This window comes from Acidobacteriaceae bacterium, from assembly GCA_028283655.1.
Classification (GTDB): Bacteria; Acidobacteriota; Terriglobia; order Terriglobales; family Acidobacteriaceae; genus Granulicella.
Map to the genome: position 1 here is coordinate 1,236,398 of JAPWKE010000003.1, position 14,667 is coordinate 1,251,064.

General features: G+C 58.8%; 14 protein-coding genes. 7 read left to right on the plus strand and 7 right to left on the minus strand.

Features of this window, described 5'->3' with window-relative positions; all coding sequences use genetic code 11:
• Positions 1-8: 8 nt before the first annotated feature.
• From PW792_08045 to PW792_08060, 4 genes are all read right to left on the minus strand, one after another.
• On the minus strand, positions 9-548 hold the full coding sequence (locus PW792_08045) for a bifunctional nuclease family protein (protein MDE1161884.1): 540 nt from the start codon (positions 546-548) through the stop codon (positions 9-11).
• Positions 549-577: 29 nt separating this feature from the next.
• Positions 578-1,954: a tRNA (N6-isopentenyl adenosine(37)-C2)-methylthiotransferase MiaB gene (miaB, locus tag PW792_08050; protein ID MDE1161885.1), complete on the minus strand. Its 1,377-nt coding sequence runs from the start codon at positions 1,952-1,954 to the stop codon at positions 578-580.
• Between the two features lie 142 nt (positions 1,955-2,096).
• Positions 2,097-2,309: a hypothetical protein gene (locus PW792_08055; GenBank protein MDE1161886.1), complete on the minus strand. Its 213-nt coding sequence runs from the start codon at positions 2,307-2,309 to the stop codon at positions 2,097-2,099.
• A gap of 8 nt (positions 2,310-2,317) precedes the next feature.
• Complete coding sequence (locus PW792_08060) at positions 2,318-3,532, minus strand: alginate lyase family protein (protein MDE1161887.1); 1,215 nt, start codon at positions 3,530-3,532, stop codon at positions 2,318-2,320.
• 144 nt (positions 3,533-3,676) lie between these two features.
• On the opposite strand from PW792_08060, the gene PW792_08065 reads away from it, so the two are divergent.
• The 5 genes from PW792_08065 to PW792_08085 are packed head-to-tail and all read left to right on the plus strand — an operon-like array spanning position 3,677 to position 10,048.
• Positions 3,677-6,133 (plus strand): glycoside hydrolase family 2 TIM barrel-domain containing protein, encoded by a 2,457-nt coding sequence (locus PW792_08065; GenBank protein MDE1161888.1) that lies wholly within the window; start codon positions 3,677-3,679, stop codon positions 6,131-6,133.
• Positions 6,130-7,308, plus strand: coding sequence for a glycoside hydrolase family 88 protein (locus PW792_08070; GenBank protein MDE1161889.1), 1,179 nt, complete (start codon positions 6,130-6,132; stop codon positions 7,306-7,308). The genes PW792_08065 and PW792_08070 overlap by 4 nt, the downstream gene beginning before the upstream one ends.
• 48 nt (positions 7,309-7,356) lie before the next feature.
• On the plus strand, positions 7,357-7,857 hold the full coding sequence (locus PW792_08075; protein ID MDE1161890.1) for a hypothetical protein: 501 nt from the start codon (positions 7,357-7,359) through the stop codon (positions 7,855-7,857).
• 23 nt (positions 7,858-7,880) lie between these two features.
• Positions 7,881-8,711, plus strand: a complete 831-nt coding sequence (gene kduI / locus PW792_08080) for a 5-dehydro-4-deoxy-D-glucuronate isomerase (protein MDE1161891.1) — start codon at positions 7,881-7,883, stop codon at positions 8,709-8,711.
• Positions 8,711-10,048 carry a hypothetical protein gene (locus tag PW792_08085; GenBank protein MDE1161892.1) on the plus strand — a complete coding sequence of 446 codons (1,338 nt, stop codon included), beginning with the start codon at positions 8,711-8,713 and terminating at the stop codon, positions 10,046-10,048. Before kduI ends, PW792_08085 begins: the two co-directional genes overlap by 1 nt.
• Here the strand turns inward: PW792_08085 and queD are convergent.
• A complete protein-coding gene (gene queD, locus PW792_08090) occupies positions 10,045-10,401 on the minus strand; it encodes a 6-carboxytetrahydropterin synthase QueD (GenBank protein ID MDE1161893.1) in 357 nt (118 codons plus the stop codon). The genes PW792_08085 and queD overlap by 4 nt on opposite strands.
• A gap of 47 nt (positions 10,402-10,448) precedes the next feature.
• Here queD and queC point away from each other — a divergent pair, with 47 nt between their 5' ends.
• Positions 10,449-11,150, plus strand: coding sequence for a 7-cyano-7-deazaguanine synthase QueC (gene queC / locus PW792_08095; protein MDE1161894.1), 702 nt, complete (start codon positions 10,449-10,451; stop codon positions 11,148-11,150).
• A gap of 2 nt (positions 11,151-11,152) precedes the next feature.
• Positions 11,153-11,785: a 7-carboxy-7-deazaguanine synthase gene (gene queE / locus PW792_08100; GenBank protein ID MDE1161895.1), complete on the plus strand. Its 633-nt coding sequence runs from the start codon at positions 11,153-11,155 to the stop codon at positions 11,783-11,785.
• 210 nt (positions 11,786-11,995) lie between these two features.
• On the opposite strand, the gene PW792_08105 is transcribed toward queE, so the two are convergent.
• A complete protein-coding gene (locus tag PW792_08105) occupies positions 11,996-13,378 on the minus strand; it encodes a DUF4147 domain-containing protein (protein MDE1161896.1) in 1,383 nt (460 codons plus the stop codon).
• Positions 13,372-14,649: an MFS transporter gene (locus PW792_08110; protein ID MDE1161897.1), complete on the minus strand. Its 1,278-nt coding sequence runs from the start codon at positions 14,647-14,649 to the stop codon at positions 13,372-13,374. The genes PW792_08105 and PW792_08110 overlap by 7 nt, the downstream gene beginning before the upstream one ends.
• Positions 14,650-14,667 lie beyond the last annotated feature (18 nt).

Sequence of the window (14,667 nt, forward strand, 5' to 3'; positions counted from 1 at the left end):
CGGTCCGATTACATCTTGTAATCGCCGAGCTCGTCGTCGTTAAGGTCTTCGAGCCAGCGGCGAACGTCTTCCGGAGACTGCACTCCGAGAGCGTTGTCTGCAGCCTGTCGCGCATGGTCCATTACGGATTTGCTGACGAAGATCGGGCAGTCTGCGCGGAGGGCCAGAGCGATCGCGTCTGAAGGCCTCGCGTCTACGGCGATAGGGTCTCCTGCCTGCTCCATCCACACGGTGGCATAGAAAGTATCGTCGCGAAGGTCCGCCACGACGACGCGCGTGACGCGGGCGTTGAGCCCCGCGATGGTGCTGCGCAGGAGATCATGCGTCATTGGTCGAGGCATGGTGGCCTTCTCGATCTCGATCGCGATGGCGTTTGCTTCGAGCAGGCCGACCCAGATGGGCAGCACCGTCTCGCCCGCAAGGTCGTTCAGCACCACGATGGGCATTTTGGAAGACGGATCCATCATGAGGCCACGGATACGAACTTCCACTTCCAGTTCGTCGGCGACGACGCTTTCAGACTCGGGTTTGAAGCCGGGAAGATGCATGGCGCTTAGTTTACGCCCATCCGGTGTGGCTATTGAACGACCGTGACGCGCGCATTGAGCGCCTGCTGGGCAAGCAGCGACGAGGAGGGCGCAACGGCCTGCGAGACGGCTTCGCCAGCGAGCGAGCTGGGAAAGATCTGCGTGATGCGAACGTCGATGTAGCTTCCGATGGGCGGGACGGTGTCGCAGGTGAAGTTGATGGTCTTGTTCTGCATGGAACGACCGGTCACCTGGCCTCGAGGGTTGAGCCCTTGTTCGACCATGACGCGCTCGATGGTGTCCATGTGGCGTGCGTAGTGCTCACGCTGGATCTCGCGCTGGCGCTGGTTCAGGATCGCGAGACGCTGGATTTTGACTTCCTCCGCGATGGAGTCGTGCATGTGAATCGCAGGCGTGTTGGGGCGCGGCGAGTACTTGAAGCCGAAGATGCCGTCGTACTTCACGGCTTCGAGCAGGGTGATGGTGTCTTCGAAGTCTGCGTCGGTCTCGCCGGGGAAACCGACGATGATGTCAGAGGTGAGCGACATATCGCGCTTCGCGTTGTGCGCCCAGGAGATGCGCTCGAGGTACCAGTCGCGCGTGTACTCGCGCTGCATGGCGCGCAGCACGTTCGTCGAACCCGATTGCACAGGGAGATGGATGTGGTTGCAGAGCGACGGTGTCGCGTCGATGGCGTCGACGATGTCTTTGGTGAAGTCCCGCGGGTGCGAGGTGGTGAAGCGGACGCGCTCGATGCCGTTGATCTCGCCTACTGCGACGAGGAGCTCGGCGAAGCTGCGCTTGCTGCTGGGGTCCTGGTAGCTGTTTACGTTCTGGCCGAGGAGCTGGATTTCCGTGTAGCCGAGACCGGCGATGCGTTGCGCTTCTGCGAGCACAGAGGCCGAGGTGCGCGAGCGCTCCTTGCCACGCGTGTACGGAACGACGCAGTAGGCGCAGAACTTGTCGCAGCCTTCGATGATGGTGATGTAGCCGCGATGCGGGTTCGAGCGAGCGGTGAACTCGGTGTCGAAGGTCTCGTCGGTCTGACGGTCGTCAAGGCCGGTGATGCGGGTCTCGCCTGCTTCCAGGCGGGCGAGCATGTCGGGCAGATTGCGGTACGAGGCTGAGCCGGCAACGAGCGAGACGTAGGGCGCGCGCTCGAAGATCTTGTGGCCTTCCTGCTGGGCTACGCAGCCGATGACGGCGAACTTCTTGCCTTCGCCCTGCATGCGCTTGTACTCGTTCAGGCGATGAAAGACCTTCTGCTCGGCTTTGTCGCGGATCGAGCAGGTGTTGTAGAGGATGAGACCGGCGTCGGTCTCATCGGTGACACGCTGATAGCCTTCGCGCTCGAGTGTGCCGACGACTTTTTCGGAGTCGTGCGCGTTCATCTGGCAGCCAAAGGTTTCGATGTAGAAGGTCTTCATGAGAGTCTCTGCCCCTCCCCGCATGTTTGCGCTATGTTCAGAGCGCGGCGGGTTTCAGTCTGGAATTCAAAGCGGTCTGCGCTGGCAGTTTCCAGACGAGAGTCCAACCTTGATTTTAGCTGAGGCGAGAGCTTGATCGAGGCTATTTGCCGGGATAAAGCATGTCCTTGATGGCCTGACGGCGGGCGGCGTCGGCTTCGCGCTTGCCTTCGAAGGACGAAGCACCGGCAACACTGCCCTTATCGTCGTCCTCCGGTTCGTTGCACTGGATGCAGCGGTTGGCGTAACCGGGATGGTTAGGGCGGAGCTCGAACTCTTCTTCGCAGACGGTGCAGGTACGTTTCGGGAATGCCATGACGGGGTTTATTTTACCCGCGAGGACAGGCTTTGGGGAGAGGGCTTGTTCACCCAAAGCAGAGGCTGGCGGATGGGAAAGTTGCGGACGATCTCCGGCACGGTCGGCTGTGGGTTGAGGGTCTTCCAGAGGCGGAGGTACTCGCGTTTCTGGAGGGCGAGGCCTGCGAAGAGCAGAGCAGGTTGGCGGTTGGGAAGATCGTCAAAGAACTCGACGTCTTTGGCGAAGGGCCACCTGGATTTGTCGCGAATAAACGGCTCCATGAACGCCACCGCTTTGGCGATGCCGCGACCGTCGGGGGTCTCAAAGCGCCACAGATTATCGGTGGGTGTGGAGCAGAGCTGGCAGATGGTGCTGAGGACGTCGAGGTCAAAGAGCGCGTAGCTGTAGGGCTTGGTCCGGGCGAGTTCGAGCGGTAGTCGGCCGTCAGGGGCGATCTGGTCTGGAACGAGCACGCTGCGGAAGCGCTCGCGGCACCAGGCGAGGCGTTGCTCGTCGGCTATGAGTTGCGAGAAGGCCGCATACTGCGCGATCCAGCAGGAGCCGTGGTTGTTTTTCTGATCGCGCTCGTCCTGTCCGTTTTTTGAGGTGGACATCCAGGTCAGGTAGTCAGCAAACCAGCTGTGAATGCTGGCGATGTCTGCGGACGACAGCGCGCCAGAGTTGGTAAGGAACTGCGTGGCGCGAGCGACTTCGACGAGGTGCAGGGTGTCAATAATGCCGATACCGCGGCCGGGGGTTACGCCGCGAATCGCCTGGGCGTACTGCAGGTTCGGGTTCATGCGCGTGGCGGGAGAAACAAACCATGCACGAAGATGTGCGGCTGCTTTTTCGGCGTAGCGCTTGTCCTTCGTCAGCAGCCAGGCGGAGGTGAGAGCGGGCATCTGCACACTGAAGCGGAGCAGGAGTTCGCGGTGGCCTGTGAAGTTGTCCGGGTTTGAGAAGCCGTCGCGGCGGATGTAGGGGCCGTCGGGATTCCTGGGATCGGGCCACCAGTAGTCGCCTTCGGAGAAGAAGTCATGCGGGCCACCGGTGGAGCGTGGCGACGAGGCTGCCGTGACGGTGCGGGGTTCTTCGAGAAGGTATTTGTTCGCTGCAGCGAGGACCCATTTGCGATCGAGAGAGGCAACGTCAACAGTTGCGTGGCGCGGAGAGGCCGATGCTCCTACAGAGCAAAGCCAGGCGGTAGAGCCGAGAGCGAAACAGAAGTGGCGGCGGTCCATGAAACCCCTCAAAGCGAGCAGCTATCGATCAAACAAACAAACGAAGTGTACGGTATGCTTGCCCGCGTTCGTTTTTATGACAAAAAGACGATGCCAACTGATGAAAAGCGCTTCAACGCGATATTTTGAAGTGCGAGGAGTGAAATGGATCGTCGAGCGTTCTTGAAGAGTGGAGTGTTTGCAGGTACGGTTTGTGCCACCAAGGGATGGGCTTCCCTGCTGGCGGAAGAGCGTCTGAACAGTGAGGCGACTCATCGCGAGCTTGCTACGGGATGGGAGTTTTATCGCGGGCCGCTCGATGGTCGCTATCAGCCGTGGCATAGCGAAGAGCTGCTGACGTGGGAGCAGGTTTCGTTGCCGCATTGCTTCAACGCCTACGACGCTTGCGATCCGGACGTGCCTGCGTATCGCGGCGATGGGTGGTATCGCAGCAAGGTTGCGGTGATGAACCCGTATCAGGACGGACGCACTCTGCTGCACTTTGAAGGTGCAGGACAGACGGCCGAAGTGTGGGTTGGCGGCGAGCATGTCACGACGCATGTTGGTGGATATGCCGAGTGGGTTGTGGATGTGACGGAGTCCTGCAAGCGACTCAAAGCCGGCGAGGCGTTGCCGCTGTCGATCAAGTGTTCGAATGGGCGCGACGTTCAGCGCATGCCTTCTGACCTGAGCGACTTTACGTTGTATGGCGGCGTGTATCGTCCGGTGCACCTGGTGTATGTGCCTGCGGTTTCGCTGGATGCGGTGCATACGAATGTGACGTGGGAGCCGGGTAAGGATGCGACGGTTGAGGTGACCGCTCGGCTTTATGCGGCGCATCCTGTGGCGGGTGAACTGTCGCTGACGGCACGTATCCTTGGTCCGGGTGGACGGCTGGTAGCAGAGAAGAACGTGAGCCGCGCGGCATGGAAAGGCGAAGAAGCGATTGCGAGCTTTCCGCTACCGAAGCCGGAGCTGTGGACGCCACAGTCGCCTAAGCTGTATCGCTGCCAGTTAGTCCTTCGTGGGGGTGCCGATGAGACAAAGGTTGAGCATAAGTTTGGTGTTCGTCATACACGGTTTGAAGACCACGGGCCATTCTTTCTAAACGGTGAGCGGCTACTGCTGAAAGGCACGCAGCGGCACGAGGATGGCTCGAACTATGCAGCAGCCTTGCCAGCAGAGGAGATTCGCCGCGAGTTCCAGATGATGAAGGCCATGGGGGCGAACATTGTTCGGCTGGCGCATTACCAGCAACGACGGCTGGTGCTGGAGCTTTGCGATGAGCTGGGAATCTTTGTCTGGGAAGAGGTGCCCTGGTGCCGCTCGGGTGTGGGCGATGAGTGCTTCAAGGAGCTTGGGCGCGGGATGCTGCGCGACATGATCGATCAACACCGGAATCATCCGAGTGCGCTGATCTGGGGGCTGGGCAATGAGGACGACTGGCCGACGGAGTTGAATGGCAGCGACCATGCCGCGATCCGCGAGTACATGACGGAGTTGCGAGACCTTTCGCACAAGCTTGATCCGACGCGGATGACGGGCTATCGTCGCTGCGATTTTGCGAAGGACATTCCTGATGTGTACTCGCCGTCGATCTGGGCGGGATGGTACAGCGGGATTTATCCGGAGTATGCCGCGGCGTTGGAGAAGGCTCGGCCAACGGTGAAGCACCTGATGCATGTGGAGTGGGGCGCGGACAACCATGCAGGGCGTAACGCGGAAGATCCTGATCCGGTGCTGAAGCATATTTTGACGGGCAAGAGCACAGCGGAGAAAGGCTTCGACTACAAGCTGACCGGCGGTGACGCGCGTGTGTCTCGCGATGGGACGTGGACGGAAACGTATGCGTGCGACCTGTTCGACTGGTACCTGAAGACTGCAGAGGAAACGAACTGGCTGGCGGGTACGTTGCAGTGGTGCTTTAAAGATTTCTCAACGCCACTGCGGCCGGAGAATCCGGTGCCGCGCGTGAACCAGAAGGGCTTGCTGCTGCGCGATATGACGCCGAAGGAAGGCTATTACGTCTTCCAGTCGTACTGGGCGAAGGAGCCGATGCTGCGGGTGTTTGGGCACAACTGGCCGGTGCGCTGGGGCAAGGTTGGGCAGGAGCGCATGGTGCGGGTGTACTCCAACTGCAGCGAGGTTGAGCTGTTTGTGAATGGTGTGTCTGCAGGCAAGCGGACACGCGACAGCAAGGACTTCCCTTGTGCCGGGCTGCGTTGGAGTATCGCGTTCCGCGAAGGCGAGAATACGGTGAAGGCTGTTACGCGTGTTGCAGGCAGAGAGCTGACGGACAGCGTTACGTTTCGCTATGAGACGCGTGCCTGGGGCAAGCCTGCAAAGGTGATGCTGACGCGCGTGAATGCGGCTACGGTGAAGGCTGAGTTAGTCGACGCGGATGGCGTGTTGTGTCTTGATTCGCGCGCGCAGATTCGTTTTGCCGTTGCAGGCGAAGCGAAGTTGATTGACAACGTGGGAACGCCCGATGGATCGCGAGCCGTGCAGTTGCAGAATGGACGCGCACAGATTTCGGTAAAGCTGGATGGTGCGGCGCAGTTTAGCGCCGTGGTGGCAGGCGTGGCGCCTGCGTTTCTTTTGCTTGCAGGAGGTACGGCATGAAGACGATGAAATGGATGGGTACGGTATTGCTGGCGACGGTGAGTGTGCCGGTGTTTGCGCAGGAGACGCTTCCAGCGAAGCCGATGACCGCGCTCGCTATTGCGGCAGCGGCGGGCGATCAGGATGCAGATGCGAGCGGCCCGGCGAAGCTTTCTTCAAAGCTGAACCACGCTGATGTGCAGCGCGCGATGAAGCTGGTCGCGGACTGGCAGTTGAAGCAGAGCGAAGGCAAGTGGAACCAGGACTGGACGTATGCTCCGCTGTATCTTGGGCTGCTGGCTGCGAGTGAGACGACGAAGGACAGTCGTTATCACGATGTCGTGCTGAGCAAGTCGGAAGAGTTCCAGTGGAAGCTCTGGAACAATCGCCCTCTGCACGCCGATGATGAGGCAATTGCGCAGGCATACGAGTTGCTATGGCACGAGAAGCACGACGACGTGCGGATTGCAGAGGCCCGCTCAAGGTTCGATCAGATCGTGGTGTATCAGGACAAGCCGGAGAAGGAGCTTTGGTGGTGGGCGGATTCGCTCTACATGGCTCCAGCTGGGTTGGCCGAGATGTCCCGCATCACCGATGACCCCAAGTACAAGGTGGCGATGGATCGCGAGTGGGCGCTGACGCAGGCCCACTTCTACAACACGGACGATCACCTGTTCACCCGCGACGCACGCACGTTGAGTACGAAGGAAAAGAATGGCAAGCCTGTGTACTGGGCGCGTGGGAATGGCTGGGTGTTGGCAGGTACAGCAAACGTGCTGCAGGCTTTACCGAAGAACGATCCCCTGCGACCGAAGTACGAGAAGCTGTTTCGCGAGATGTCCGCACGGATTGCAGGACTGCAGATGAGCGATGGTTTGTGGCGCACCGGGTTGCTTGACCAGGAGGCGTATGCGCTGCCGGAGACTTCGGCATCAGGGTTTTTCGTCTATGCGATGGCATGGGGCGTGAATGCAGGGGTTCTGGATGCGAAGACGTACAAGCCTGTTGTTGAAAAAGGCTGGGCGGGACTTCTGAAGCATGTGTATGCCAGCGGTCGGCTGGGATGTGTGCAGCCCATAGGGTTTGCTCCGGGACAGTTCGAGACAAGCTCCAGCTATGTGTACGGAACGGGCGCGTTTTTGCTGGCTGGATCGCAAGTGGACCGGATGGTCGGGACAAAGAAGCACGCTCATTAGAGCCAGAGTAGTGGTCAGACAGCTATAGTGTCTGTCGAGGTGTTCACGATGAAGAAGATGCTCGTAGCAGGGGTTCTGCTGGCCGCAACCGTGGCAGCAGCAGCTCAAAAGGCTCCGCAGGCTGGACAGCCGATGAGTACGGATGGTTTCCATGTGTCGACTCCGCCGGAGTTGAAGAAACAGTCGACGGAGCTGCTGGAGCAGGCGGCTAAGAGCGATTCGGGTTCGGTGTCGGTGACGCTGGAGAAGTATCCGACGCACTTCATGATGATCAATGCCCGCACGAAGTCGGGCGGTGGTGAGCTTCATGAGCATTGGGCAGACATCTTCGTGGTGCTCGATGGCGAAGCAACCGTTGTGACGGGTGGACACCTGAGCGATGAGACGGTGAAGGGCGACGGCGAGCATCGTGGCACCGCCGTTGTTGGTGGAACCTCAGTGGTGGTGCATAAGGGAGACATCGTGCAGGTTGCTGCTGGAACGCCACACCAGACGATCGTGGCTCCGGGCAAGTTTTCGGTGTACTACGTGATCAAGATCAAGCAGTAACAACAGAGAGAACGGGACAAGAGATGAAGCTTTTTCAGATGGCCGATGCTGTGCGCTTTCAGCGCATGACGACTGCAGAGTTGCGCGAGACGTTTCTGGTAGAAGAGGCGTTTGTGCCCGGAGCCCTTACGCTGGCGTACGTCGACCTGGATCGCACGGTGCTGGGTGGAGCTGTGCCGACAAGTGCTCCGCTGACGCTGGAGACTTATCCTGAGCTGCGCAGCGAGTTTTTCTGCGAACGCCGTGAGCTGGGCGTGCTGAACGTGGGCGGCGCAGGTAGCGTGACCGTGGATGGCACGGTGTACGAGCTGAGCAAGCTGGACACGCTGTATGTTTCGCGTGGCGCGAAGAGCGTGGTGTTTGCGAGCGAGAACGCGGCAGAGCCTGCGGCGTTCTACCTGCTGAGCTATCTGGCGCACAAGGAGTATCCGACGACGCTGGCGAAGTTTGCCGAACTGACGCCGGTGAAGCTGGGCTCTGCGGAGACGTGTAACGCGCGATCGATTTACAAGGCGATTCATCTGGAAGGCATTCGAAGCTGCCAGCTTGTGATGGGCTTTACGTTGCTCGAGAGCGGATCCAACTGGAACACGATGCCGTCGCATACGCACATGCGGCGCTCGGAGATTTATCTGTACTTCGACGTCGATCCGAAGGGCCAGATCGTTCACCTGATGGGTCCGCCGCAGGAGACGCGTCACCTGATGATGAAGAACCGCGAGATTGCGATCTCGCCGGGTTGGTCGATTCACTCGGGCGTTGGCATGCAGGCGTACGGCTTCTGCTGGGGCATGGGTGGCGAGAATCAACGCTACGACGACATGGATCCGGTAGCTGCAGCGGAGTTGCTCTAATGCGCGCGGCCCTGGCGTTGGCGTGCGTGTCGGTGGTGGCGATGCCCTGCTTCGTGCAGGCGCAGACGCCAGCCAAGCAGGCCCAGGCAGAGGTTCGAATGCTGGCCGAGGGTATGGTGTCGAAGCCGGTGAGCGGCTATGACGCGGTTGCGCTGCTTGCCGCGTGGCATGAGACGGCAGATGGCCGCTACTTCAAAGCCGTACAGGATGCAGTCGAGCGCGGACAGGCTCCGTTAGAAGCTGCGGTTGTCGTGGACGAAGTGCTGGCGACGAAGAAGTATAACGACGCCCTGGCCGAGTTGCAGAAGCAGCCCAAGCCGATGGTGAAGATGAGCGCGGATGCCCACATGGCTCACCTTGTCGACCTGCTTGAGCGCACGCCCGAGGATGCGGCTGCGCGAAAAGAATTGAACGATCTGGCGAAGACGGCTGACCCGCTCGACGCTCTGCGCGTGTACGCGCTGGCGAAGGGCGCGCGGCTTGGCTTTTTGCCCGCGAGCGATGAGGCTCGTGCGGTGAAGCTGTGGGCGAAGGTTCCAATGAGCGCACCAGCGAGCGCACGCCTGCTGGCAGCAACGGAGATCGCGCAGAGCGAAACCGCTCTCTCTGCACGGGGCAAACGTGTGGCAGTCGACGCCTGGTTCAACTCGCAGACGCGAACGGGGCTTGACGGCAAGACCGAGCTCTTCCACTACAAGTGGGACGATCAGCGGAACTCAGGCTTTTCGTTCTTCGGGCGAGCTTTTCAGCGTGAGGGTGCGAAGCTGGAGACGATAGCGGCTGCGCCTACGGCGGCAAATCTGAAGGGTGTGAGCGTGTATGTGATCGCCTCGCCGGACATCCCGTCGAAGAACCCGAACCCACATTACATGGACAAGTCCAGCGGAGACGCGATTGAGGCCTGGGTGAAGGCCGGTGGCGTGCTGCTGCTGATGCAGAACGACAAGACCAACGCCGAGTTCGAGAAGTTCAACACGCTGGCTGATCGCTTTGGGGTGCACTTCAACCCGGTGTTGCGCAACACCGTGGAAGGCCACCATTACGAGCAGGGGCGCGTGGAGATTCCGGCAGGAACGGGTGGCATCTTCCCTGCTGCGATTCAGGCGTACATGAAAGAAATCTGCACGATTGCCCCTTCCGGCCCGGGAAAAGCTGTTTTGACGGACAAGGGTGATGTGCTGATGGCCGTAGCTCATGTGGGCAAAGGCACGGTGTATGCCGTTGTCGATCCGTGGCTCTACAACGAGTACACGGATGGGCAGAAGCTGCCGCCGGAGTATCCGAACTTTACGGCAGCCAAAGACCTGGCGAAGTGGGCGCTGGAGCAGGCCCGCTAGTCGCCTTCGTAGACAGAACCAGCGGTGCAGGTTTCACGGACAACAATGCGGCTCAGGCCCGGAAGTGTGGGCTTGAGCTGCTGCCATATCCAGCGGCTGAGGACTTCGCTGGTCGGATTTTCAAGCCCGGGGATGTCGTTGAGATAGAAGTGGTCAAGCTGCTCGTGGAGCGGCTTCCAGTGGGTTTTGATTTCGGCAAAGTCCATGACCCAGCCGGTGTGCGGGTCGAGCGGACCGCTGACGTGGAGTTCCACGCGGAACGAGTGACCGTGAAGACGGGCGCATTTGTGCCCCGCCGGGACGTTGGGCAGGCGGTGCGCGGCCTCAAACGTAAATTCCTTGAAGATCTGCATCTGTTCCAGTGTACGAGAGGCGGCGATACACTGATAGTTGAGGATTTATGGGTTTGAACGCAGAACAAAAAGCGGTTGTACTGCTCAGCGGCGGGCTGGACTCGACAACGGTTGTGGCGATTGCCAAGAACCTGGGCTATACGGTGTATGCGCTGAGCTTCGATTATGGGCAGAACCATCGCGTGGAGCTGGAATCTGCCGCGCGCGTGGCAGCCACGCTTGGGGTCGCCGAACATAAGACCGTGAAGGTCGACCTGCGGACGTTCGGTGGATCGTCGCTGACGACGGAAGAAGCGGTGCCGAAGAATCGCTCGGACGAAGCGATTGGGCATGGCGTGCCAAACACGTATGTTCCCGCGCGGAACACGGTGTTTCTGTCGCTGGCGCTGGCGTGGGTCGAGGTGCTGCAGGCGACCGATATTTTTGTCGGCGTAAACGCTCTGGATTACAGCGGCTACCCTGACTGCCGGCCGGAGTACATCGAGGCGTTTGAGCGGATGGCGAACCTGGCGACGAAGATTGGTACAGAAGGCCGCCAGATCAAGATTCATGCGCCGCTAATCTCGATGACGAAGAAGGATATTGTCGAAGCCGGAATGGCTTTGGGCGTGGACTACACCATGACGATCACCTGCTACGATCCTTCGCCAACGGGCGAGGCCTGCGGTGAGTGCGATGCGTGCCATCTGCGCCGCAAGGGCTTTGTCGAGGCGGGTGTGGCTGATCCGACGCGGTACCGGAGCGCATAACGATGGCGTACGCAGTCAAAGAGATGTTTTACACGCTGCAGGGTGAAGGCGCGCAGGCCGGATCGGCCGCAGTCTTCTGCCGGTTCAGCGGATGCAATCTGTGGAGCGGACGCGAGCAGGATCGTGCGACGGCAACGTGCCAGTTTTGCGACACGGATTTTATCGGCACGGATGGTGACGGTGGCGGCAAATTTGCCAATGGCGCAGAGCTGGCTGCGGCAGTTGCCGCGAAGTGGCCGCAGAATGTTCCGGGGCGGAAGCTGGTGGTCTGCACGGGCGGCGAACCGCTGCTACAACTCAATCGCGAAGCTATTGAGGCGCTGCACGCAGAGGGTTTCTCCATCGCGATCGAGACCAATGGCACGGTCGATGTCCCCGAAGGTGTGGATTGGGTGTGCGTGAGTCCGAAGGCGAATGCCACGCTGAAAGTGATGGGCGGAGATGAGATCAAGCTGGTCTATCCGCAGGAGACCGACCCGCGCGTGTACTCCGGCATGGGCTTTCGCAACTTCTTCATCCAGCCGATGGATGGGCCGGAAGCTGCGGCGAATCGCGATGCGGCCGTGCGTTTCTGCATGGAGAACCCGCAGTGGCGGTTGAGTCTGCAGACGCATAAGCTCGTCGGGATTCGCTGATTCCACTTCGCAAGATGTTGGTTTACCTACGTGCTTTCCAACTCTCATTCTGCGGTATTACTTCCGATGCGAAGCAGCGTAGGCTTTGCTCGACGCGTCATAGCGCTCGATGGAAGCTTCAGACGTAGCAAGGCCGCCTCCGAAGAGACGGCCTGCGGGTCGCTTTCGCTCTCGGACATCCACTAAACCGCTAAGAAAATGCTCAGTTGCTTATTTGCAACTCAGAAACATACGCAAATCGCGAACGTTATTGCCTGTGGGGCCAGTAACGATCGAGTCACCGAGCGCCTCAAAGAACGAATAGCTATCGAACTCCCGCAGTGCTTTAAATGGATCTAGTTCGAGTTTCCGCGCACGATCGAGTGTGGTCGAATCGACGAGGGCTCCTGCCGCCGGACTGTTTCCGTCGACGCCGTCTGAGCCGGCACTGAGCAAAGCCACTTGCGTGTCTGTTTCCATAAGGTTCAGTGCGCAGTGAAGGGCGAAGTGTTGGTTCCTGCCGCCTAAACCGCTTGGTTCTGTCAGCTTCACGGAGAGTTCTCCGCCAGAAATGAGACAGACCCTCTTGTGTGCCTTTCGCAGCGTCCGGAGGCGTTCAAGCAAGTAGGTCGCAGCGTCTTGGTAATGCCAATCATCGCAGGTATTGTCTATCTCACAATGAAAACCGGCTTGACGGGCGAGACTCTGTACCTGTTCCAGGAGAGTCTTATTCGAAAGCAAGCAAAGATGCTTGGAGTTCTTGAATACCGAATCCGTACTGAACGGCGTTTCGTGAAGGTTCTGGTCCATGAAGTAGTTTTGAACCTCACGGCTGAGAGAATCGGCGACGGAGTGCTTAGAGAGAATTTTCCTGCAGTCCGCGACGGTCGAAGGATCGGGTAGTGAAAGGCCGGAGCCGACCATATCCAGCGCACTGTCAGGGACGTCACTCACCACAAGGGTGCATTGCGTTGCCGGTGACGCAGTGAACGCGAGGCGTCCGCCCTTTACCTTCGAGAAGTGCTTACGAAGCGTGTTCATGGACGTGATCGGAAGACCTGAGTAAACGAGAGCGCGATAGAACTCATTCACTTGCTTGTTAGATATTTGAGGAGATAAGGGAGCTTCGAGCATCGATGATGCTCCACCGCTGATCAAGAAGAGCACAAGATCGTCTTCTTGAAGAGGCTGCAGCAAGCTAAGTGCTGTCTCCGCGGCCTCGCGCGAGGCGTCATTCGGTAACGGATGTCCTCCGACAAAATGTTGAATGAAGTCGGGTAAGCCATCCGGGTTACCTGGACCAACAGCAATGCCTTCTATTTCCTGCCCTTCGTGCAGACCGGCTTGAATAATAATTGCGGCTACTCGACACATAGGAATCGCGGCCTTGCCGACAGCTATGATGACAACCTTGCGCCGTTCGACAAGCGAGTAGGAAAGCTTGCCAATATGGAGGACGCCTCCAAGTACGGTCATGGCGTGTGTCATGACATTGGTGATGTCGATTCGTCTCATCGACTCATTGAACAAACTTAGAAGCTGCGCTCTCAGGTTTGCCAGGACTACCGAATGGTTTTCAGCGGTTCTGCTCGATGAGCTGTGTTGACTTAGCATTCCATCACTCTTTCCTGGACAACCGGCCGGACTTTCCCAACGAAAAACATCGCGATACCGCCTGCGGCCAGGAGCAGAATGCCGATACTGCACAATGGCGCGGTGAAACCTCCCGTTCGTTCGGTGAGCCAACCGATCAAAGACGGTCCCGCGAAACCACCCAGGTTTCCTAACGAATTGATCAGCGCAATGGCAACCGCTGCCAGCTGACCGCCAAAATCTTTTGTAACGACAGCCCAAAACATGGGCATGGCCGAGAATATCCCAAATGCGGAAATGGCAAACGCGCCGATGAGCAGAGGCTTGGAATGGCTGTAGGACGCCCCGAACTGCCCCAAGGCTGCAGCGAGAAATGAAATCAAGAGATGCCACTTTCGCTCGGCCGTAGCGTCTGAGTGAAACGACCACCCAACTGCTGCCGCTCCACCGACGCCGTAGGAGGCTGCGGAAAGCCACCCGATGCTTGCGAGTCCCATTCCTTGCGACTGTGCCAGTTTTGGAAGCCAGAACCCGAGACCATACAGCCCCATCATCAAGAAGAAGTAGATGGCGGTGAGCGCCAGAAACCTTTTCGAGACAAGAGATCGCCAGCTGAGGGGCTGAGTGCTCTCCACAGGCGCCTCAGCGAGCTGAGCACGGAGAATGATCCTCTTCTCCTCTCGGCTAAGCCACTCCGCGTCATCCGGAGATTCCGTGAGAACAATCAGAGTGAGACCGCCGAGAAGAATTGCCGGAATACCTTCAAGAATAAAAAGCCATTGCCAGGAGTGCAATGATGTTCCCCATTGATGCTGGAGAAGCGTCGTCGATAAGGGCGCGCCAATCACATTCGCTAACGGGATACCCACGATGAAAAGCGAAATAAGTCCAGCACGGCGAGAGGGTGGCAACCAGACACTGAGATACAAGATGATCCCGGGGAAAAATCCGGCTTCCGCTGCGCCAAGTAGTGCTCTGAGCGTTATGTAAGACAGTGGGCCTCTTGCGAAAGCCATCGCTATCGATAAGGCACCCCAGGTAATCATGATCCGTGCGATCCAGACCCTTGCTCCGAAGCGTTTGAGCATTAGATTACTGGGCACTTCACAGAGGAAATAGCCGATGAAAAAAATGCCTGCCCCAAGACCAAATGCGCTATCGGCTAGATGTAGATCGCGGTTCATCGTTAACGCAGCAAAACCCACGTTGACGCGGTCCAGGAAGGCGACAACATAGAGCAAGATCAGAAACGGCATGATCCGGAAAGCAATTCTGGTGAAAACATCGCGCATAGGATTCCTAAGGACGAA